18 protein-coding genes and 1 pseudogene are annotated in these 21,383 nt (G+C 71.0%); 12 read left to right on the forward strand and 7 right to left on the reverse strand.

The features are described 5' to 3' along the window. Positions 1-66: 66 nt before the first annotated feature. The 4 genes and pseudogenes from atzF to ACZ5K7_RS24520 form a co-directional block, all read right to left on the reverse strand. A pseudogene (gene atzF, locus ACZ5K7_RS24505) lies at positions 67-1,737 on the reverse strand (allophanate hydrolase); the annotation flags it as partial. Positions 1,738-1,741: 4 nt separating this feature from the next. Further along, positions 1,742-5,254, reverse strand: a complete 3,513-nt coding sequence (locus tag ACZ5K7_RS24510) for a 5-oxoprolinase/urea amidolyase family protein (RefSeq protein ID WP_468916071.1) — start codon at positions 5,252-5,254, stop codon at positions 1,742-1,744. Then, complete coding sequence (locus tag ACZ5K7_RS24515; RefSeq protein ID WP_468916073.1) at positions 5,251-5,853, reverse strand: urea amidolyase associated protein UAAP2; 603 nt, start codon at positions 5,851-5,853, stop codon at positions 5,251-5,253. The genes ACZ5K7_RS24510 and ACZ5K7_RS24515 overlap by 4 nt, the downstream gene beginning before the upstream one ends. Beyond that, entirely contained in the window at positions 5,850-6,674 is an 825-nt protein-coding gene (locus ACZ5K7_RS24520) for an urea amidolyase associated protein UAAP1 (RefSeq protein ID WP_351700326.1), read from the reverse strand. Before ACZ5K7_RS24520 ends, ACZ5K7_RS24515 begins: the two co-directional genes overlap by 4 nt. A gap of 197 nt (positions 6,675-6,871) precedes the next feature. On the opposite strand from ACZ5K7_RS24520, the gene ACZ5K7_RS24525 reads away from it, so the two are divergent. The 6 genes from ACZ5K7_RS24525 to ACZ5K7_RS24550 all read left to right on the forward strand — a co-directional run bounded on the left by ACZ5K7_RS24525 (position 6,872) and on the right by ACZ5K7_RS24550 (position 12,439). Further along, complete coding sequence (locus ACZ5K7_RS24525; protein ID WP_351700329.1) at positions 6,872-7,498, forward strand: TetR/AcrR family transcriptional regulator; 627 nt, start codon at positions 6,872-6,874, stop codon at positions 7,496-7,498. Between the two features lie 357 nt (positions 7,499-7,855). Continuing rightward, a complete protein-coding gene (locus ACZ5K7_RS24530; RefSeq protein WP_468916076.1) occupies positions 7,856-9,475 on the forward strand; it encodes a sensor histidine kinase in 1,620 nt (539 codons plus the stop codon). After that, positions 9,472-9,879: a roadblock/LC7 domain-containing protein gene (locus ACZ5K7_RS24535; protein WP_351700336.1), complete on the forward strand. Its 408-nt coding sequence runs from the start codon at positions 9,472-9,474 to the stop codon at positions 9,877-9,879. The genes ACZ5K7_RS24530 and ACZ5K7_RS24535 overlap by 4 nt, the downstream gene beginning before the upstream one ends. After that, entirely contained in the window at positions 9,876-10,304 is a 429-nt protein-coding gene (locus ACZ5K7_RS24540; RefSeq protein ID WP_351700339.1) for a DUF742 domain-containing protein, read from the forward strand. Before ACZ5K7_RS24535 ends, ACZ5K7_RS24540 begins: the two co-directional genes overlap by 4 nt. Then, positions 10,285-10,905: a GTP-binding protein gene (locus ACZ5K7_RS24545; protein WP_468916080.1), complete on the forward strand. Its 621-nt coding sequence runs from the start codon at positions 10,285-10,287 to the stop codon at positions 10,903-10,905. The genes ACZ5K7_RS24540 and ACZ5K7_RS24545 overlap by 20 nt, the downstream gene beginning before the upstream one ends. Positions 10,906-10,927: 22 nt before the next feature. Then, entirely contained in the window at positions 10,928-12,439 is a 1,512-nt protein-coding gene (locus ACZ5K7_RS24550; protein ID WP_468916082.1) for a cytochrome P450, read from the forward strand. On the opposite strand, the gene ACZ5K7_RS24555 is transcribed toward ACZ5K7_RS24550, so the two are convergent. Continuing rightward, a complete protein-coding gene (locus ACZ5K7_RS24555) occupies positions 12,433-13,392 on the reverse strand; it encodes an RluA family pseudouridine synthase (protein WP_468916085.1) in 960 nt (319 codons plus the stop codon). The genes ACZ5K7_RS24550 and ACZ5K7_RS24555 overlap by 7 nt on opposite strands. 457 nt (positions 13,393-13,849) lie before the next feature. Further along, positions 13,850-14,710 carry an enoyl-CoA hydratase/isomerase family protein gene (locus ACZ5K7_RS24560; protein ID WP_351700351.1) on the reverse strand — a complete coding sequence of 287 codons (861 nt, stop codon included), beginning with the start codon at positions 14,708-14,710 and terminating at the stop codon, positions 13,850-13,852. Positions 14,711-14,864: 154 nt separating this feature from the next. Here ACZ5K7_RS24560 and ACZ5K7_RS24565 point away from each other — a divergent pair, with 154 nt between their 5' ends. From ACZ5K7_RS24565 to ACZ5K7_RS24575, 3 genes are all read left to right on the forward strand, one after another. After that, a complete protein-coding gene (locus tag ACZ5K7_RS24565) occupies positions 14,865-15,482 on the forward strand; it encodes a TetR/AcrR family transcriptional regulator (protein ID WP_468916088.1) in 618 nt (205 codons plus the stop codon). A gap of 440 nt (positions 15,483-15,922) precedes the next feature. Then, positions 15,923-16,384, forward strand: a complete 462-nt coding sequence (locus tag ACZ5K7_RS24570; protein ID WP_468916090.1) for a hypothetical protein — start codon at positions 15,923-15,925, stop codon at positions 16,382-16,384. Between the two features lie 210 nt (positions 16,385-16,594). Continuing rightward, positions 16,595-16,975, forward strand: a complete 381-nt coding sequence (locus ACZ5K7_RS24575; RefSeq protein WP_468916115.1) for a tyrosine-type recombinase/integrase — start codon at positions 16,595-16,597, stop codon at positions 16,973-16,975. Here ACZ5K7_RS24575 and ACZ5K7_RS24580 read toward each other — a convergent pair. After that, the gene (locus ACZ5K7_RS24580) at positions 16,872-18,422 is read right to left on the reverse strand and encodes an amino acid permease (protein WP_468916092.1); all 1,551 of its coding nucleotides are present in this window, start codon (positions 18,420-18,422) and stop codon (positions 16,872-16,874) included. The genes ACZ5K7_RS24575 and ACZ5K7_RS24580 overlap by 104 nt on opposite strands. A gap of 210 nt (positions 18,423-18,632) precedes the next feature. On the opposite strand from ACZ5K7_RS24580, the gene ACZ5K7_RS24585 reads away from it, so the two are divergent. From ACZ5K7_RS24585 to ACZ5K7_RS24595, 3 genes are all read left to right on the forward strand, one after another. Continuing rightward, the gene (locus tag ACZ5K7_RS24585; protein ID WP_351700366.1) at positions 18,633-19,265 is read left to right on the forward strand and encodes a PadR family transcriptional regulator; all 633 of its coding nucleotides are present in this window, start codon (positions 18,633-18,635) and stop codon (positions 19,263-19,265) included. 178 nt (positions 19,266-19,443) lie between these two features. Beyond that, on the forward strand, positions 19,444-20,451 hold the full coding sequence (locus tag ACZ5K7_RS24590) for an ATP-binding cassette domain-containing protein (RefSeq protein WP_468916093.1): 1,008 nt from the start codon (positions 19,444-19,446) through the stop codon (positions 20,449-20,451). Further along, the gene (locus tag ACZ5K7_RS24595) at positions 20,448-21,224 is read left to right on the forward strand and encodes an ABC transporter permease (protein WP_351700372.1); all 777 of its coding nucleotides are present in this window, start codon (positions 20,448-20,450) and stop codon (positions 21,222-21,224) included. Before ACZ5K7_RS24590 ends, ACZ5K7_RS24595 begins: the two co-directional genes overlap by 4 nt. Positions 21,225-21,383 lie beyond the last annotated feature (159 nt).

Consider the following 21,383-nt stretch of genomic DNA (forward strand, 5'->3'; position numbering starts at 1 on the left):
GGTCGCGCCCACGCGGCGGTAGCCGCATATCGAATACAGCCCCGCGCCCCTGAAGGGGCGCGGGTGTCAGGCCTCCTTCAAAAAGGCTCGCCAGCCTCCGTGGTGGGTGATGTCCTCGGCGTCTGCCAGCGCGCTCGGTTCGCACAGGAAGCCCGGGACCCGGCTGCCATCCGCCAGCTCCACGCTGCCCAAGGCCATCGGGCGGGGGAGCGATGCCAGCAGGCGGCCCAGGCCCTCCGCCGGGAGGTGCCAGATCTCTGTCTCGATCGCGGCGCCTTCCTCGTCCACCCGCACCAGGCCCGGCTTCGGCGGTGTCGTCGGCAGGGCGTAGAAGCGGTACGCCGGTGCTGTCGTAGTCGTGCGGTCCAGGACCGCGCCCAGGGCCAGGAGCTGCGGGTTCAGGGGCTGGCCGGTCAGGTGCGCGCCCACCACCGCCAGGCTCACCCTCGGCTCCAGGGCGCGGGCGATGGTGGCCAGGCGGTCGTCCGTGAAGGCGGGGCCGATCAGCATCACGCCGAACGGCAGGCCGTCCACCTCTCCCGCCGGTACCGCGACCGCCGCCAGGTCGAAGAGGTTCGTGGAGTTGGTGAAGCGGCCCAGGCGGGCGTTGGCGCCCAGCGGGTCGGCCGCCACCTCGGCCAGGGTGGGGTGGCCCGGGGCCGTCGGGAGCAGCAGGGCGTCCGCGTCGGACAGCTCGGCCAGGGCACGGGCCCGCAGGGCGGACAGACGGTCCTGGTCGGTGAAGAGCCGGTGCGCCGGGATGTCGCGGGCCCGGGTGATGATGCCGGTGACGGTGGGGTCGAGGCCTGCGCCGCCGGAAGCGAGCACCTTGTCGATGAAGAGACCCACGGCCGTGTAGCGCTCCGCGACGAACGCGCCCTCGTAGAGCATCGCCGCCGCCTCGGTGAAGGGGGTCAGGTCGAGCGGGCGGATCGAGGCGCCCGAAGCGGCGAGACGCGCGACCGCTTCCTCGTACGCCTTGGCCCAGCCCTCGTCCAGTTCGCCGAGCTGGGAGAGCGGCGGGACCGCGATCCGCCAGGGGCCCGGGACCCGCTGGGGGAGCGGCGGGAGCGGGCGGTCCGGCGGGGCCGCCAGGTACGACAGCGCCTGCTCGGCCTCCGGGAGCGTGCGGGCGAACACCGTCACGCAGTCGAGGGAGGCGCAGGCCGGGACCACTCCGGCGGTGGGTAGCAGGCCCCGGGTGGGTTTCAGGCCGACGATGCCGTTGAAGGCCGCCGGGATCCGGCCCGAACCGGCCGTGTCCGTGCCGAGCGCGAGGTCGACGATCCCGAGGGCCACCGCCACCGCCGAACCCGAGCTGGAGCCGCCGCTGATCCGGGTCGGGTCGATCGCGTTGCGGACCGCGCCGTACGGGGAGCGGGTGCCGACCAGGCCCGTCGCGAACTGGTCCAGGTTGGTCGTGCCGAGGACCAGTGCGCCCGCCGCGCGCAGCCTGGCCACCACCGGGGCATCGGCCTCCGGCTGGTAGGCGTACGCCGGGCACCCCGCCGTCGTGGGCAGCCCCTGTACGTCGATGTTGCCCTTGGCCGCGAACAGGCGCCCGGCGAGGGGGAGGTGCTCGCCCGCTGCCACCCGCGCGTCGATCGCCCGGGCCTCCGCCTCGGCCTCCTCCCGCGGGCGCAGGCCGATCCAGATCTCGGGGCGGTCGACCGCTTCGATGCGCGCGTAGGCGGCACGGACACGGGAGACGGTGCTGGACATGCTCTCTTGCTCCTGTCGGTCAGTTCGCGGTCGGCGCCAGGACCAGCAGTGCCGTCCCCGCCTCCACCTGGTCGCCCGGCCTCGCCAGGATCTCCGTCACCACGCCGGCCATCGGGGCGTGCACCCTGGACTCCATCTTCATCGCCTCCAGGGCGAGAAGGGTCTGGCCGCTGGTCACCTCGTCGCCGGGTGCCACGTTCAGCTGCCATACGGAGGCGGCGAATTCGGCCTCTATCAGGCGGCCGCCCGGCGGCACGGACACCTCGGCCGGTGCGGTGGACGCGGGTGCCGTCGCCGCCTCGGCTCTCGCGAACTCGCCGGCCGCCTCCCAGGCGTCGCGCTCATCGGCGAAGGCGTGCCGCTGGCGCGCCCTGAAGTCCCCGATGGCGTCGGCGTGTTCGGAGAGGAACTCCTGGTACGACGCCAGGGAGAACGTCCCCTCCTCGATGCGCGGCACGAACCTGCCGGAGGTGATGTCGGCCCGCAGGTCGAGGAGTTCGTCCGCGGACACCGGGTACCACCTGATCCGGTCGAAGAAGCGCAGCAGCCACGGCGAGCCCGGCCGGAACGCCCCGCGCTGCTGCCAGCCCGACCACACCTGGGTCGTACGGCCCACGAACTGGTAGCCGCCCGGGCCCTCCATGCCGTAGATACACAGGTAGGCGCCGCCGATGCCGACGGAGTTCTCGGCGGTCCAGGTGCGGGCCGGGTTGTACTTCGTGGTGACCAGGCGGTGGCGCGGGTCCAGCGGGGTGGCGACCGGGGCGCCCAGGTACACGTCGCCCAGGCCAAGGACCAGGTACTCGGCGTCGAAGACCGTGCGGTAGACGTCCTCGACCGAGTCCAGGCCGTTGATCCGGCGGATGAACTCGATGTTCCACGGGCACCAGGGGGCGTCGTCGCGGACGCCCGCCATGTAGCGGGCGATCGCCTCGCGGGTCGCCGGGTCGTCCCAGGAGAGGGGGAGGTGGACCGTGCGGGACGGCACCACCAGTTCGTCGGTGGGCGGCAGCCCCAGGACGATCTCCCGTACCGCGGAAAGGAGTGCGGCCTGGGTGAGCAGACCCGGGTCGGTCCGGATCTGGAGCGAGCGGATCCCCGGGGTGAGGTCGCCGACCCCGGGCAGGTCCGCCGCCGTCACCGCCTCCATCAGCGCGTGGACGCGCATCCGCAGGGCCAGGTCCAGCTGCATCGGGCCGAACTCGACCAGCAGGTTGTCGTCGCCGCTGCGCCGGTAGGTCACGTCCCCGTCGCGGGCCAGGACACCGCCGTCGAGGATCTCCGGGCGGGGCGCGCCGGTCACGTCGACCGGGGCGAAGCGGACCGTGTCGCCGGGCCGGAGCTGGCCCAGCTTCCAGCGTTCACCGCTCAGGACGGTCGCCGGGCACACGAACCCGCCCAGGGAGGGGCCGTCGGGGCCCAGCAGGACCGGCATGTCGCCGGTGTAGTCGACGGCGCCGACCGAGTACGGGGTGTCGTGGATGTTGGACGGGTGCAGGCCCGCCTCGCCGCCGTCGGTGCGCGCCCAGCGCGGCTTGGGGCCGACCAGCCGGACCCCGGTGCGCGCCGAGTTGAAGTGCACCTTCCACTCGGCCGCGTAGAAGTCCCGGATGTCGTCCTCGGTGAAGAACTCCGGTGCGGCATGGGGGCCTTCGACGGCCCCGATGTGCCAGACGGCGGTGAAGGGCGGGCGCTCGGTGACGGGCACGCCGTCCGTCACGGCGCCGCCGTGCAGGACGTCACCCGTGCGCAGCGCCCGGCCGCCGTGGCCGCCGAACCGGCCCAGCGTGAAGGTGCTCGCGCTGCCCAGGAAGGCGGGCACGTCCAGGCCGCCGCCCGCGAACAGGACGTAGGTGCGCAGCCCGTGTGCGGAGGGGGTGCCGATCTCCAGCAGCCCGCCCGCCGGTACCGTCACCGGCTCCCACTGCGCGACCGGGGTGCCGTCCAGGGTCACCGGGGCCGGGGCGCCGGTCACGCAGACGGTCGTGGGGTGGGTGAAGCGCAGGGACGGCCCCTGGAGGGTGCATTCGAGGCCGGGGGCGCCCTCGGGGTTACCCAGCGCGCGGTTGCCGAGCCGGAAGGAGCGGTCGTCCATCGGGCCGCACGGAGGCACCCCCACCTGCCAGTAGCCGGTGCGGCCCGGCCAGTCCTGGACCGTGGTGAGCGTGCCGGCGGCGACGATCTCGATCCGGGGGGTCGGGTCGGTGACCGTGGCGAGGGTCGCCGTCGAGTGGGCGGCGGTCCGGAAGGCGGGTTCGGTGAGCGCGGCGCGCACCAGGCCCAGGTTGGTCTCGATGCCGTCGACACGGGTGCGGGCCAGTGCCTCGTCGAGGGCGCGCAGTGCCCGGTCGCGGTCGGGCCCGTGGGCGATCACCTTCGCGAGCATCGGGTCGTACGACGTCGTCACCTCGGTGCCGGTCTCCACCCAGCCGTCGACGCGTACCCCCTCCGGGAACTCCACCCGGGTCAACAGGCCGGCGCTGGGCCGGTGGTCGCGGGAGGGGTCCTCGGCGTAGACGCGGGCCTCGACGGCGTGGCCGCGCGGTGCGCCCGGGTCCCGGACGACGTCGGACTCGCCCCTCGCCAGGCGCAGCATCCAGGCGACCAGGTCGACGCCGTAGATCTCCTCGGTGACCGGATGCTCCACCTGGAGCCGGGTGTTGACCTCCAGGAAGTAGGCCTCCTCGCGGGCCGCGTCGTAGACGAACTCGACGGTGCCCGCGGAGCGGTAGCCGACGGCCGCGCACAGGTCACGTGCGGAGGCGGCGAGTTGGGCGCGCACCCGGGCCGGCAGGCCGGGGGCCGGGGCCTCCTCGACCACCTTCTGGTTGCGGCGCTGCAATGAGCAGTCTCGGTCGCCGAAGGTGACGACCTTGCCCGCGCCGTCGCCGAAGACCTGGACCTCGACATGGCGGGCGTGCTCCACCAGGCGTTCCAGGAAGACTCCGGCGGAGGAGAAGGAGGCGGCGGCCACGCGCTGGACGCGGTCCCAGGCGTCGGTCAGTTCGGCGGCCGATCGACATGCCGACATACCGATGCCGCCACCGCCGCCGGTGGCCTTGAGCATCACGGGATAGCCGATCGCGGACGCCTCGCGCAGGGCCTCGGGCAGGTCGGAGAGGAGCCCGGTGCCCGGTGCGAGGGGCACTCCGGCCGCCTCGGCCGCCGCCCGTGCCGTGTGCTTGGCGCCGAACAGCTCCAGCTGCTCCGGGGTCGGGCCGACGAACACGATCCCGGCCTCCTCGCAGCGCCGGGCGAAACCGGCGTCCTCGGACAGGAAGCCGTACCCGGGGTGGATGGCCCCCGCGCCGGTGTCCTTGGCGGCCTTCAGGACCAGGTCCGCGTCGAGGTACGACTCCTTCGCCGGGGCCGGGCCGAGCCGTACCGCCTCGTCGGCGAGGCGGACATGGGGTGCCGGGCGGTCGGGGTCGGAGTAGACGGCGACCGTGCGCAGGCCCAGTTCGCGGGCGGTGCGGATGACCCGGACGGCTATCTCGCCCCGGTTGGCCACCAGCAGGGTGTCGAAGCTCATCCGGCGGCCCCGATCGTCATCTGCACCGCTGTCGGTTCGAAGCCGTTGCACGGGTTGTTGATCTGCGGGCAGTTGGAGACCAGGACGAGGACGTCCCGTTCGGCCCGCAGGGTCAGCTTCAGGCCCGGGGCCGAGAGGCCGTCGACGATGCCGAGGGTGCCGTCCTGCTCGACCGGTACGTTCATGTACCAGTTGATGTTGGAGACCAGGTCGCGCTTGCCGAGGCCGTGCTTGGCACCCTCCGCGAGGAAGTTGTCCACGCAGGCGTGCTGCGACCAGGTGTGGTGGCCGTAGCGCAGGGTGTTGGACTCCTTGGAGCAGGCGCCGCCGACCGTGTCGTGCCGGCCGACCTCGTCGGCGACGACGGTCATCAGCGGGGTGTGCTCGTTGGAGAGCAGCACGCTGCCGGTGGTGAGGAAGAGGGAGCCCTGGGCGTGGACGGTGTCGGGGGCGCTGTAGCGGACCGCCGTGTCGTGGGCGTCGTAGACGAGGAAGTCGACGGCCTGGTTGCCGTGCAGGTCGGTGATGGTCAGGGTCTCGCCGTCGCGGATGACGGCGGACCAGGCGGCGCGGGCCGGGACGACGGTACCGGTGGTCATGCGAGCCCCCTCGCGGCAAGGAATTCGGCGGTGTTCAGGAAGGCGCGGCGGCCCTCGGGGGTGGCGTCCCAGAGCGGGTCGCCGGGCGGGGTCGGGGCGGCGCGCCAGGCCAGGACCTCCAGCGGGGTGCTGACGTAGTCGGGGCGGGGGTCGGCCGGGTGCGGGACGTTCGCGATCAGTACGGTCAGGTCCTGCTCGGCGCGGAGCGTGACGCTGCCGCCGGGACCGGCCGAGCCGGTGAAGTCCAGCGTGCCGTCGTCGCGCACCTCCACGCCCTGGAAGAACGACAGGGACGGCGGCAGGTCGCGCGGTTCCAGGCCGTTCTTCGCCGCCGCCAGCTTGAACAGCTCGCGTCCTGCGGGGGAGGGCGACTGCGGGGTGCCGTCGCCGTAGCGGGCGGTGTTGCGGACCAGGGTGGAGGTGCCGCACAGCGCGTCGTGCCGGCCGGAGGTGTCGGCGACCACGGAGGCGAGGACCCGGCCCTGGTCGGAGAGGAGCAGCACGCCCTCGCCGAGGTAGGCGTTCCACTGGACCTTGACCGTGTCGGCGACGTTCAGCCGCTCCCAGGGGCGGTCGGCGACGTACAGCAGGAGGTGCGCGCAGGCGTCGCCGTGCGGGTCGGTCAGGCGCAGCTCGGTGCCGCGGGCCAGGACGCGGTGCGTGTAGTTGCCGCCCGCGACCGTCTCGGCCCACACCAGGTGGCCCGCCTCGCAGGGTGGGTCCGGCCAGTCGGCGGCCGGTACGACGGGCATGGCCTCGGCGCGGGTGCCCTCCTGGGCGCGGGCATGCGCCCGGGCTCCGTACGTGGTCGCTGTCGCCATCGCTGACCTCCGGCTCCGTGGGCTCGGGTGGGACTGGGGGGAGATTTCTGTCGCCCGACAGAAATTAGGGGCGGGCCGGGTCCGGGGCGTTGCCGTGGTGTTCCGGCCCGGTTACCGAGGGCTCACCGGGGGAGCGCGGCCCGGCCGCCGGGCCTCGTGGTGATCGTCGTGCGGTGCCGTGTGCGAGGATCGAACGCATGGGGACGAGCAGTGGCCGCCGGGTCGGCCGGCCGCGGGCGGCGCAGCGGCCGGACAGCGGCCTGGACCCGCGGGCCGAACTGCTCGTGGCCGCGGCCGAGTTGTTCACCACCCGCGGCTACGCGGCCACCACCACCCGGGCCGTCGCCGAGCGGGCGGGCATGCGGCAGGCGTCGATGTACCACTACGTCTCCGGCAAGGAGGAACTCCTCGCCGAGCTGCTGGAGTCCACCGTCACGCCGTCGCTGGACTGCGCGCGTGAGCTGCTCGCCGACGACGTGACCCCGGCCGAGGAGCGGCTGCGGGCGCTGTGCCGGGCCGACGTGGAGCTGCTGTGCACCGGGCCGTACAACCTCGGCGCGCTCTACCTGCTGCCCGAGGTGCACACCGAGCGGTTCGCCGGGTTCCATGCCGTGCGGTCCGAACTCAAGGACGCCTACCGGCAGTTGATCGCCGCGACGGCCGCCGGCGGGGGGCTCGCCAAGGGGGAGCTGGAGCTGCGGACCGACCTCGTCTTCGGGCTGATCGAGGGCGTCATCCTGATCCACCGCTCCGAACCGGAACGCCCTGTCGACGAGTTCGCCCGCGCCACGGCCGACGCCGCACTGCGGATCGCGGGGGTCTGAACCGGGCGGTCGCGCCACGGGGCGGGGCGTCCTGACCCGGCGGAGGTTTCGGCTCGGAGGGCTGTTTCACCCGTCACGGTGAGTCACTTTCGTACACCCGTACGTTGTCACGCAACGTGTGCGAACACGTGCCGTGCGTACAAAACGACCGAGGGTACTCCAGTCGTTTGGGCGTTTTCAGGTGCTTGCCGAATATGACACGGCGTTGATCCGGTCGGACTAAGCTCGCCCGCGGCGCACCGAGTTGAGGTGAATTCGTGCGCCTGTTCCCAATCATACGGAAGATCCTGACTGCTCCATGAACCTTCCCCTCACGAACTCCCCCGACACCCAGCCGATTCGTCTCAGAAGGCATACATGGTGAGTGTGCAATCGCCTCCCAATGGCCGTGAACTTTCCCTGGCGCGGGTGCTGTTGCTGCCCGCCATACTGATGGCCGCGGCGACCGTCGCAGCCGTCCTCCTGGTGGCGGAGCCCGCCCGGACCGCCGTCGGCGTGTGCGGGGCCGTCGGCATGCTGCTGGTGCTCGCGACGGCGGCGGAAGCGGTACGCCGCGGCCGTAGGCTCCAGGTCGCCAAGGCCGAGCACGCCCGTCACAGCGCGTATCTGGAACAGCGCCTGACCACGAGCGACCAGGAGATCGACCGCCTCGGCAAAGAGGTGTTCCCGACCGCGCTCTACCGGCTCAAGGCCGGCGAGTCCCCCAAAGAGGTGATTCGCCAGGTCTTCGATCTCGACCCCGGGCTGCGCCACGCCCCCGAGTCGCAGCGCCGGCTGATCCGCACCATGCTCGACATCGTCGACGAGGAAGACCTCCAGCGCGACTCCCTGGAGCGCTCCTTCGTCAGCGTCGCACGGCGCGTCCAGGCCATCGTCCACCAGCAGGCACACGAACTGCGGGAGATGGAGGAGGACCACGGCCGCAACCCCGAGGTCTTCGACGACCTGCTGCGCATCGACCACGGCACCGCGCTGATCGGACGCCTCGCCGACTCGGTCTCCGTCCTCGGTGGTGGCCGCCCCGGCCGTCAGTGGCCCAACCCCGTCGCCCTCTACAGCGTGCTGCGCGGCGCCATGTCCCGGATCCTGGAGTACCGGCGCATCGAGCTGCACTCCATCTGCCAGGTCAACATCAAGGGCACCTCGGTCGAACCGCTCATCCACGCGGCCGCCGAACTCCTCGACAACGCCACCCGCTACTCGCCGCCCTCCACCAAGGTGCACGTCACCGCCGTCGAGGTGCAGTCCGGCGTGTGCATCGAGATCGAGGACGCCGGCGTCACCCTCAACGAGGAGGCCCGCGGCCGGATCGAGGGCATGCTGGAGAAGGCCAAGCAGGGCAAGGACATCCAGGTCCTCGGCGAGAACCCGCGTCTGGGCCTCTCCGTCGTGGGCCGCCTGTGCACCACGTACGACATGGACGTCTCGCTGCGCGCCTCGGCGTACGGCGGTGTCCGGGCCGTCCTCATCGTGCCCAGCGACATGATGACCACCGACCCGGCCCCCGGCATCGCGCACGGCATCGGCGCCACCGGCATCCCGAAGCCCGAACTCGGCGCCCTCGAAGGCCCCAAGCGGCCCCCCAAGAAGCGCCGGCCCACCAGCCCCCGCATCCCCGCCGGGATCTCCATGGAGGACGACGTCCCCGAGGTCACCGAATGGACCGCGGGCGGGCTGCCGCAGCGGCGCAGCCGGATGAAGACGCCACTCAGCCAGCGGATCGCCGAGCAGGCCGCCATCGAGCGCGCCGAACGCGAGGGCACCCCGACCATCTGGTCGCAGCACAAGGAGCCCGAGCCGGAGCCGGAGCCGGAGCGCCGCGAACCCGGCCTCTGGGTCGAGGCCTTCTGGGAGGGGCTCAAGAAGAACAACCCGGGTGTCCACCCCACCGACTTCACCCGGAACCCGACCAAGTACCTGCACCTGATCAACGACCAGGCCGGCCCCGAAGCCGACGACGAGGGGGACCTCAAGTGATCCAGCAGCGAGGCAACTTCGACTGGATGCTCAAGCAACTCGCGGATGGGGTACCCGGCGTCGAGATGATCGTCGTGCTCTCCGCCGACGGACTGCGCATCGCCCGGCACGGCGGCGACCCCGACGCCGCCGACCGGCTCGCCGCCGCCTGCGCCGGCGTGCAGAGCCTGGCCACCGCCGTCGCCCAGGAACTCCCGATCAGCAACGGCGACATGAACCTCGTCCTCATCGAGATCGACCGCGGCTACTTCTACCTCATGTCCGCCGGCGCCAACGCCTACCTCGCGGTGCTCGCCGACGTGACCTGCGAACCCGGCCGGATGAGCGAGATGATGCGCGACCTCGTCGTCCGTATCGGCGCCCATCTCACCAGTCCGCCCCGGCGGAACGGGCAGACCGTATGACTCCTCCGCAACGCAAACGGCGTCAGCCCCGGCCGGAACACCAGCCGCCATCGCTCCCGCCCACGCCGCCGGTCCCCGAGAGCGGCGGCGAGGACGGCGACAACAAGAACCCCGAGCGGCTCTACGTCATCAGCGGTGCCGACGGCGCACGGGCCGAACTCGACCTGGTCACCTTAATCGTGGCGCGCGCCGACCCACCGCCCTCGGTCACACCGGAGCAGGCGGCGCTGCTCCGGCTCTGCCTCGCCCCGCTGTCCGTGGCCGAGCTCTCGGCCTACCTCAATCTGCCGTTCAGCGCGATGACGGCACTGATCACCGAGCTGATCACGGCCGAACTGGTGCAGGCGCGAGCCCCGATCGTCCGCCAGGCGCTCCCCGACCGTTCACTTCTCGAAGCGGTGATGCATGGACTTCAAAAGCTCTGAGACGATCCCCGGCCCCCGCACCGAGGATCAGCTGCCGCACACCGCCCAGGCCGCGGTGAAGATCGTGATCGTGGGCGGTTTCGGAGTCGGCAAGACCACCATGGTCGGGTCCGTCAGCGAGATCAGACCGCTGACCACCGAGGAGACCATGACCCAGGCCGGCATCGGGATCGACGACAACTACGGCTCCGACTCGAAGACCGCCACCACCGTGGCCATGGACTTCGGCCGCATCAGCATCACCGACCAGCTGGTCCTCTACCTCTTCGGCACCCCCGGCCAGGAGCGGTTCTGGTTCCTGTGGAACGGCCTGTTCGAAGGCGCCCTCGGTGCGGTCGTCCTCATCGACACCCGGCGCCTGGAAGTCAGCTTCGACGTGATGGGGCGCCTGGAGGAACGCGGGGTGCCGTTCGTCGTCGCCGTCAACTCCTTCCCGGACGCTCCCCGTTACCCCGTCGAGGAACTGCGCACCGCGCTGGACCTGCCCCCTGATGTCCCCATCATCGAGTGCGACGCCCGCCGCCGGGCCTCCAGCCGGGACGTCCTGATGACCCTGATGCGCTTCCTGCACTCGCTCGCCATGTCCGGCGCGCTCACCTGACACCCCCACCGGAGCGATCACTGTGACGCCTGAATCCCCTTCCCCGGCCGGCGCCAGCACGGACCCGGCCCCGCCGCCCGGCTGCCCGGCGCACGACCGCGGACCTGGCGGACTGCACCGGCTCTACGGCGCCGACGCCGATCACCTGGGTGAGCTGTACGAGAAACTGCGCGAGGAACACGGCGCGGTGGCCCCCGTCCTGCTCCACGACGACGTACCGATCTGGGCGGTCCTCGGACTCACCGAGAACCTCCAGATGGTCCGCACCCCCGCCGTCTACACCCGCGACAGCCGCATCTGGACCCCGCTGCGGGAGGGCATGGTCAAACCCGACCACCCGCTCATGCCGCACATCGCCTGGCAGCCCATCTGCTCGCACGCCGAGGGCGACGAGCACCTGCGGCTGCGCGCGGCGGTCCAGGGCGCCATGACCACCATCGACCACCGCAGCATCCGCCGTCTCATCGGCCGCTACACCCAGCTGCTGGTCAACGAGTTCTGCGAGAGAGGCCGCGCGGAACTGGTCTCCCAGTACTCCGAGCACCTGCCGATGGCGGTCATGTGCGAACTGCTCGGCATGCCCGAGGAGTACAACGAGCGGATCGTGGAGGCCACCCGGGACGCGCTCAAGGGCACCGAGACCGCGATCGCCAGCAACGAGTACGTCATGGGCTGCCTGACCCGGCTCACCGCCCGCCGCCGGGCCCGCCCCGAGGACGACTTCACCAGCCACCTCGTCAACCATCCCGCCGGACTCAACGACGACGAGGTCGCCCAGCACCTGCGGGTCGTTCTCTACGCCGCCTACGAGACCACCGCCAACCTCCTCGCCAACGCGCTGCGCATGGTCCTCACCGAGCCGGGCTTCCGCGCCCAGCTCAACGGCGGCCAGATGACGGTGCCGGAGGCGATCGAGCAGTCCCTGTGGGACGAACCGCCGTTCAGCACGGTCTTCGCCTACTTCGCCAAGCAGGACACCGAGCTCGGCGGCCAGCGGATCCGCAAGGGCGACGGACTGCTGTACGCGCCTGCGCCGGGCAACGTCGACCCGCGCGTCCGCCCCGACCTGAACGCCAACATGCAGGGCAACCGCTCCCACCTCGCCTTCGGCGGCGGCCCGCACGAGTGCCCCGGTCAGGACATCGGCCGTGCCATCGCGGACGTCGGGGTCGACCAGCTGCTGACCCGGCTGTCGGACATCCAGCTCGACTGCGACGAGGAGGAGCTGCGCTGGCGCGCGTCGATCGCCTCCCGGCACCTGGTGGAACTGCCGGTGCGCTTCGACCCGAAGCCCAAGCAGGACGTGACCCTCATGCCGAGTCCCGCGCTGGTCCCGCCGCAGCGCACGGACTGGCAGGTCGGCATCACCCGCCCGGCAGCACCGGCACCGGCCTCCGAGCCCCAGCCGACGGCACACCGCCCGGAACCCGTGGCCCCGGCCGCACCTTCGCCCGCGCCGCCGCTCACGCCCGAACCCGAGGCCAGGCCGCGGGGCATCTGGCCCCGGCTGCGCCGCTGGTGGCTCGGTCACTGACCGGCCTGGAGACCGGCCCAGTCCTCGTACGACTCCCAGGCCCGCAGCGTCCGCCCGCTGCACAGCCGGTGCTCCACCCCCGTGACCGGATCGGTGAACTCCAGCCTCCGCGCCAGCAGTTGCAGCGGACGTCGGAAGTCACCGGCCGGCACGGGGCCGGTCACCTCGGGATACAGCGGATCCCCGAGAATCGGCACGCCCAACGTGCTCATGTGGACGCGCAGCTGATGGGTCTGCCCGGTGTGCGGGGTGAGCCGGTAGCGCCCCAACGCGCCTTTGCGCTCGACGAGTTCGACGAGCGTCTCCGCGTTGGGCTCCCCCTCGATCTCCCGAGCTGCCAGTACCCCGCGCTCCTTGAGGATCCGGCTGCGCACGGTCCAGGGAACGGCGAGCGAGGGGTCGTACGGCGCGATCGCCTCGTACTCCTTGCGCACCCGCCGCGCGCTGAACAACGTCTGGTAGGCACCCCGCTCCTCGGGCCGCACCGTGAACAGCACGAGCCCGGCGGTGAGCCGGTCCAGCCGGTGCGCGGCCCCCAGCGCGGGGATCCCCAGCTCCCGCCGCAGCCGGGCGAGCGCGGTCTCGGTGACGTGACTGCCGCGTGGGGTGGTGGCGAGGAAGTGCGGTTTGTCGGCGACGACGAGGTGAGCGTCGCGGTGGACGACTTCGAGGGCGAAGGGGACCGGGACCTCGGGGGGCAGGTCGCGGTGGAACCAGAGGCGGAGGCCGGGGGTGTAGGGCGCGTGGGCGGCGACGGGGTGTCCGTCGGCGCCCACGACGAGCCCTGATGCCAGCATCTCCGCGACCATGCCGGGCGCGGCTCCGGAAAGCCGGGCCACGAGGTACTCACCGACGGTGGCCCACTCGTCGGAGACGGGCAACCGCACCCGTACGGGGTCCACCCCTTGGCGCTGGGGGAGTGGGGAGGTCGGGGCCGCGGTCTTACGTCTCATTTGCAGCCAAGGGTACGGGGGCGCCCCTTCAGGGGCGCGGGGCTGTGTCGATATGCGGCTCCGCCGCGCGGGCGCGACCAGCCCCCACTCACCCGCACCCGACTCGCGAAGTGGTCCCAGAGCGGCTCGGTCAGCCATGACGGAAGCGCAGGCACGGGTCTCCTCGGTGATCACAGAGCGTCAGCAGCTCCATGATCAACGGGACCTGTGCCCGATCGGCTACCTACCTTCCCGACCGCGCCTGTCCGCGCGGCCGAACAGCGTTCTCAAGCTCACGGCTACTTGCGCCATCCACTCCCCTGGCCGCCGTTTCCGGCGCTTCAGTCGGTCGTGTTCCCGACGGGCCCGGCGAACCAGGGTTGGTCGACCTGACCACCCGACAACGCGCGTGCCGGCAATGGCCTGAGGAACCCTTCCCACGGGAGCCTCCGCGCACGGATGGCGAGAGCTCGGGCACTCAGATGCTGTTGGCGATGCGCTCGTGGTCCCGTTCGCCCTCGCGGGTCTGGATACCGGCGGCGAGCAGCTTGTGGGCAAGCTCGGTGACCTCATCGCCGAACGCCGCGAACAGGCCCTCGTTCTCAACGGCGTACGCCGCACGCGGAATCGGCTGCGCGACCGCGTCGACCGCAGCCTTCGTGATGGAGATCACCTCCGGCCGGAGACCGGCGATCCGTCGGGCGAGGGTGTCGACGAAGGAATCGAGTTCTGCGGCGGGCAGGGCACGGTTGATCAGGCCATACCGTTCCGCGAGCTCCGCGCCCACGAGTTCGGCGCCGAGGATGAGCTCCAGCGCTCGGGCCCTTCCTGCCAGGCGCGTCATGTTCACCGTGCCGCCGCCTCCGGGGAGGATCCCCATCAAGGACTCCGGCTGCCCCTGCCCCGACTTGCCGATCGCCGCGAATCGCATGTCCAGGTACATGAAGAACTCGTTGCCCGCGCCGCGCGCGAAGCCCGCCAGCTTGCCGATGGTGACCTGCGGCAGCGAGCGGACCTCCTCGCTCATCGCCTGGAGGATGTTCAGGCCTTCCGGGACGGTCGAGCCCGGCGCGGCCGCGATCGCAGCGCGAGTGGCTGCAGGCAGCGCGTCAGGGTCGGTGAGGTAGGCCATGTCACCGTGCGCGACGAAGAACTCCGGGTCAGCGCTCTCGAAGACAATGACGCGGACGTCGGCGTCCTCCCGCACACGCGCGACGAATGCCCGGAGCGACGGCAGGAGGACCGCGTCCATCAGATTGAGCGGCGGGTGATCGATTGTCACCGTCGCGACCCCGTCCGAGACGTCGATCGTCAGGGCGGGAAGGTCTTCGTAGCTCATGAGGTGGCTCCATATCGCCGTAAGGGACGGCCCGTGACCGGGCCGCCGACTGGGGACAGCGTCGCGAATCTCAGCATCGCGCCTGACACCGAGTGTCAGATTAGAAACCTGTACCCAAAGAAGCAAACGAGTGTGCCCGAGTACACTCGTCCCCATGAGCGCAGCGCCAGTCGGTACCCGTGAGATCAGCCGCCACGCGGTGCGAGCAGAGCTGGCCCGCGTCGCGTTCAACCGGTTCTGCCTCACCGGCTTCAACCAGGTCACCTTCGCCGACCTCTCCGAAGCCGCCGGAGTGTCGCGGAGCACCTTCCTGCGCTACTTCGGCACCAAGGAAGACGTGGTCCTGTTCGTCTTCGACCCTGTCGGTGACGTCATCGCTGACGCGCTCGACGCCGAGCGGGACAACCAGGACGACTGGAGCAGGCTGCGCAACGCCCTGGAGTCAGCCGTGAGGTTCCTTGTGCGCGACGTCCAGGAACTCGTGACGATCCTCGGCCTCATCGAGCAGACCCCAGCCCTGTGCGCACGCCTCCGCGAGAAGCAGGCTGAATGGCGACCAGAGATCGTCGCCCGACTGGAGAAGACGAACTCCCCGGCCGACGGGCCATCGGTCATCGCCAACGTTCGCGTAGCGGCGGCGCTCGAAATCTTGTGGATCGTCCTCGGGCAATGGAGTGCGAGCGACGGCCAGGAGGACCTCGGCAAACTGCTGGACGCTGCGTTCGCCGCCTTCTCGACCCCGGCATGCCGGCAGACGGACGCTCCGTTGTGAAGGGCCGGGTCGACAGGATCCGTAGCCGCTGCCGTAGGCGGGTCGTCCGGGAGGGTCGGCGCTCCAGCGCGGCGTACGTGCGGTTCCAGTCGTGCTGGACCTGGATCAGGTCGATCGCCGGCCGACCGCTACCGGAGCACATGCCGCTGTGCTTTTTCGACGCCCGGCATGGTCGGGCCGGCCGGCTGGTCAGTTGGGCGCCTCCCGGGGGTGCCGCCCGCAACATCGCCGTATGCGCAGCGGACGCGGTCCGCCTGACGGAGAACGCGAGCCCGAGCACGCCGCGACAGCCGGTCCCGGGCAGCAGAGTCCACACCCAGCCGCGCGGGGCCAAGCCTCGCCCGACGACGCCGACGGGTGTCCCCCAACTGCAGGTCAGCGGGAAGGGAGGCAGCGGCGAGCAGACCCATCAGCTGAAAATGCCGTCGTACCGCCCAGCCGTGATGGTCTTCTCGACCGGTGGCCAGGCACGGGTCCACCTACGCTTCGAGGGCGGCAGGAAGGGGCGTTCCTCACGCCTGTACCGGCTGTCCGGCGACGGCACCCCCATCACCGCCCGGATTCCGCTGCCGGAAGGGAACAAGGCAATCGCCTTCCGCGTGTTTGCCGCCGGCGAACGGGAGGCGTGGACGGCGACCGCGGCCCCGCTGCGAGAAGTCCCGCGCTTCCACGACGAGATCAACGGGACCGGATCGGATGTCGTGCACTACCGAGGGGAACCGGGCCCGGGCGTCCTGCACTACGCGGGGCCGAGCCTGATCCAGTTGGAGGCGCTGGACGACCACCTCGCCTACTGGGTGACGGTGGTCGAGGGTCCCGCCGGGGAGCATAGGTTCCAGTGGCCGGGCCGCGGCTACTACCAGGTGCGCTCGGCCGGAGCATGGAGCCTGTCCACCACGTGACGGAGCACGGACCGCAATCCACTACCCGAATCGGTAGCTGCCCCGGCCGACTGCGACGCTCGGAGTGGCCAACTGGACGGGCAAGGCAGCGCCGACCTTTCACAGCAGGGAACTCTGATCCTCAGGCACAGGCCTGCCGAGACGGGGATTCCTGAAAACGACAACGGCCGGCCGATCCGCCGGTCAACTCGGTCGCGAGTAGGGAAGGCCATCGGGGACGGCGCGAACAAGGCTCTCGACGGGCGGTACGTCGAAGCGCACGCGAAGTGGGAGCGTCTCGGGAAACCTGAGGGAGCGGAGCCTGAGCGTGTGCGAGTCCCGGAGAAGTGCACGTTGCACAGTCTCCGGGACTTCTACGCCTCATGCTTGATCGCCAAGAACGCCAACGTGAAGGTCGTACAGGTACGCCTCGGGCATTCGAAGCCGTCGGTCACGTCGGACAAGTACACGGGTCTCCGGCCAACGGGTGAGGACATGACGGCGGACGCTATCGAGTCGGTTCCGGGAGAGCTTCCGCAGGGGCCAGTTCCTGGGCCGAGCGCCCTCGTTGTGCCCTCAGGGTCCGGTACAGGAAGCCGAGTCCTACTGTGATCAGCAGGAACAGCACCGTGAACCACCGGAAGTACCAGTGCCCCCCACTCGGGTCGTACACCGCCCCCCGAGGCCACGCCAGATTCACGCTCATCACCAGCCCGTACAAGAGCGCGACCGCGTTGACCGGCACCCCCCACCGCCCCAGCGAGAACAACGGCGCCCCGGTCTCGTCCGTCCCCTCGACACGGAACTCCCCGCGCAGCCGCCGTACCAGCAGCGGCCCGGTGACCATCGCGTACGCCAGATACAGCATCACGATGCACGTCGTCCCGATCGCCAGGAACGCGTCCGGCGAGGCGAAGTTGAGCAGCAGCAACGCACCGGCCAGCACCCCCACCACCACGGCCGGCGCCCCCGGCATGCCCGTACGGGGATTCACCCGCGCCAGCCGGCCGGCGAACGGCAGTTGCCCGTCACGCGCCATGGAGAAGAGCATGCGCGAGGCCGCCGTCTGGATCGCCAGCGTCGCCACCGCGATGGCCACCACCACGTCGGCCAGCAGCACCCGGCCCACCCCGTCGCCGAGACTGCTGGTCAGGACGTAGCTCAGCCCGTCCACTCCAAGCCGTCCGTCGGTCAGGCTCGGCGCGGCCAGCAGGCCGCCGAGGACGACCAGGCCGCCCAGCAGCCCCGCCGCCCCCAACGCCGTGAGGATCGTGCGCGGCGCCGTCCGCCGCGGCTGGTGCGTCTCCTCGCTCATCTCGCCCGCGCTGTCGAAGCCGATCATCACGTACGCGGCCGTGAACGAACCGACCAGCAGGGCGCCCAGCAGGCCACCCTCGGCGGCCGTCCCGGTGTGGAAGGTGATGCCGGGGGAGCGCTTGGAGTGGGTGAGCAGCAGCACGATGATCAGGACCGCGCCGATGATCTCGGCGGTCACCCCGACCCGGTTGACGACGGACATCACGCGGTTGTCCATGACGTTCACGAGGGTGGTCAGGACCAGCAGGAAGACACCCAGGACGGCCGCGTTGGCGGCGCCGTCGGCCGAGGTCGGCGCCGTGTCCGTGCCGATGAGCTGGAAGCCGGACCAGAGCGCGGGCAGCACCATCTGCAGGGCCAGCGCGGCCGCCGCGACCACCACGATCTGCCCGATCACCATGATCCAGCCGGCGAACCAGCCGAAGGACGGGTTCGACAGGCGTGAGGACCACTGGTAGATCGCGCCGGAGATGGGATAGCGACCGGCGAGCTCGGCGAAGCAGGCGGCCACCAGCAACTGGCCGATCAGCACGGCCGGCCAGGCCCAGAAGAAGACCGGGCCGCCGAACGCGTACCCGAAGGCGAAGAACTGGAAGACGGTCGTCAGTACGGAGATGAAGGAGAACCCGGCGGCGAACGAGGCGTACCGGCCGAGGCTGCGGTGCAGCTCCTGGCGGTAGCCGAACTCCTCCAGGGATTGGTCGTCGGACTCCTTCAGGGAGCGGTCGTCGGTGGTCGTCACGGCGATACCTGCCTGTCAGGCGGATTTCCTGTCGGGCGACAGAAATTAGGGACGCGCTGTTTCGACGGCGTCACACCGGCATGTCCGGGGCGGGCCCAAGTCCTCACGCTCTTGCGAAGCCCCTCCAGACGCGATACATCGTGTGTATTGACGTGCGTTGCGGGGACGCGATATGTTCGGCCACGGATATTCGGAGACGAGGTGGTCAACATGGCGGTGAAGCGGCGCAAGCTCAGCAATCCTCTGGCGCTCGTCGTGCTGACGACCCTCTGGCAGAAGCCGATGCATCCGTACGAGATCGCCCAGACCATGCGCCGTCAGGGCAAGGACACCAGCACCCGGATCAACTACGGCTCGCTCTACACGGTCATGCAGAACCTGGAGAAGCACGGCTTCGTCGAGGTGGCCGACGTGGAGCGACAGGGCAACCGCCCGGAGCGCACGGTCTACGGCATCACCGACGCCGGGCGCGAGGAGATGATCCACTGGCTGTCCGACCTGGTGGCCGTCCCGGTCAAGGAGTACCCGATCTTCGAGACGGCGCTCTCGCTGCTGGGCGCCCTGCCGCCGGACGAGGTCGCCCGCCTGCTGGAGGAGCGGCTGAGCTCCCTGGAGGTCGAGGTCGCCGGCGGCCGGGCGGTGCTGGAGAAACTGCACGAGACACTGCCCCGGCTGTTCGTCGTCGAGGTCGAGTACCACCTGCACATGCTGGAGGCGCAGACCGAATGGGTCCGCGGCTTCGTGCGGGAGATTCAGGACGGTTCGCTGCCGGGCGTCGAGGGCTGGCGCCGGTTCCACGAGACCGGCGAGTTCCCGCCGGAGTTCACGGAGGTGGACCAGTAGCAGAAACAGACCCCGGCCGAGCTGTTGCAGCAGCTCCACCGGGGTCTCGAACCCCGAGCTGAACCCGCCGTGAGGCAGATCCGGGCGATCGAGGTGCGGCACACCCAGGATAGCCCGGCGCTCCTCAGGCGGATCAGCTGTCATCCGCTGTCATCCGCTCATTCAGGAGAGCCCTGTCATGAACACCCGTGCGCCCGCAGTGCAGGCGCGCCAGCTGATCAAGACCTACCCCGGTGACGTCACCGCGCTGAACGGCATGGACGTCACCGTCGAACCCGGCACCGTCTTCGGGCTCCTCGGACCCAACGGCGCCGGCAAGTCCACCACCGTCAAGATCCTCACCACGCTGGCCCGCCCCGACTCGGGCACCGCCACCGTGGCCGGCCACGACGTGCTGCGCCATCCGGACCGGGTGCGCCGGGCGATCGGCGTGGTCGCCCAGAACTCCGGTGCCGACCCGGTCGCCACCGGCCGTGAGAACCTCCAACTCCAGGGCAGGCTCTACGGCCTGCGCGGAGCGGCCCTGAACCGCCGGGTCGACGAGCTACTGGCCCGCTTCACCCTCACCGACGCCGCCGGCCGCCCGGTCAAGGGCTACTCCGGCGGAATGCGGCGCCGCCTCGACGTGGCCCTCGGCCTGGTCCACCGCCCCGAGGTGCTCTTCCTCGACGAGCCCACCACCGGCCTCGATCCCGAAGCCCGCACGGCGATGTGGGACGAGATCGGCCGGCTGGCCGGCCAGGAGGGCCTGACCATCCTGCTCACCACCCACTACCTGGAGGAGGCCGACCGGCTCGCCGAGCGGATCGCGATCGTCGACCGCGGCCGGGTCGTGGTCGAGGGCACCCCCGACTCGCTCAAGGGCGAACTGCGCGGCGACGCCGTCCATGTGGAGCTGCGCGAGGCACCCGGCGACGCCGGCCGCACCCTGCTCACCGGCGCCCTGACCGGGCTGGCGGGCGTGCACGAGGCGCTGTTCGACGGCCGCCGGATCAGCGCCCGCGCCGACGACGGGGCCGCCGCCATGCCCGCGCTGCTCGCCGCGCTGGAGCGGGCCGGGGTGACCGTGCTGGCCGCGACCGTCGCCCGCCCCTCCCTCGACGACGTCTATCTGCGCTACGCGGGCCGCCGTTACGCGGAGGCCGACACCACCGACGCGCTCGCCCTGGCCGGAGGTGCCCGATGAGCGACGCCCTGTCCCAGACCTGGTACATGACCCAGCGTCAGCTGCTGGTCTTCGCCCGCCAGCCCGCGTTCGCCGTCATCACCCTGATCCAGCCGGTGATCTGGCTGTTCCTGTTCGGCAACCTCTTCAGGAAGGTCGTCGAGCTGGGCGGCTTCGGCACCACCAGCTACCTCGACTACCTGGTGCCGGGCGTGGTCGCGATGAGCGCCCTCAGCTCCAACATGTGGGCGGGCATGGGCACCCTGGAGGAGATCCAGCGCGGCACCCTGAACCGCTTCCTGACCACACCGGTCAGCCGGGCCGCGCTGATGAACGGCAACGTGGTGAACAACGGCCTGATCACCGCCGGCCAGTCGCTGATCATCGTGCTGCTCGGCCTGCTGGGCGGCGCCGACTACCCGGGCGGGATCGCGGGCATCGCGGTTCTGGTGGTGGCCGCCGTCCTGCTCGGCACCGTCTTCGGGGCACTGTCCAACGCGCTCGGCATGCTGGTGCGGGAGCGGGAGTCGATCATCGGGATCAACACCTTCCTGCTGCTGCCGCTGACCTTCCTGTCCAGCGCCTTCATGGCGCCGTCCCAGATGCCCGGCTGGATGCGGCACACAGCCGACTTCAATCCGCTCAACTGGGCGATGGTGGCCGGACGTTCGGCGATGTCGGCGGATCCCGACTGGGGCGCGGTGCTGGGCCGTGGCGGCGCACTGCTGGCGCTGGCGGTCGCGGCCGTGTGGCTGTCGATCAGGACGTTCCGGTCGTACCAGCGGTCGGTGTGACCGACACGGGACCGGGGGGGGGGGGGGGGGGGGGGGGGGGGGGGGGGTGATGGGGGGGGGGGGGGGGGGGGAGGAGGGGGGGGGGGGGGGGGGGGGGATTTCGGGGAGGGTGTGTTTCTTTGTTTTTTCTGTGTATCTTCTTGCCTCATCGTGCTGTCT

The sequence above is a fragment of the Streptomyces sp. NPDC031497 genome (assembly GCF_055580905.1).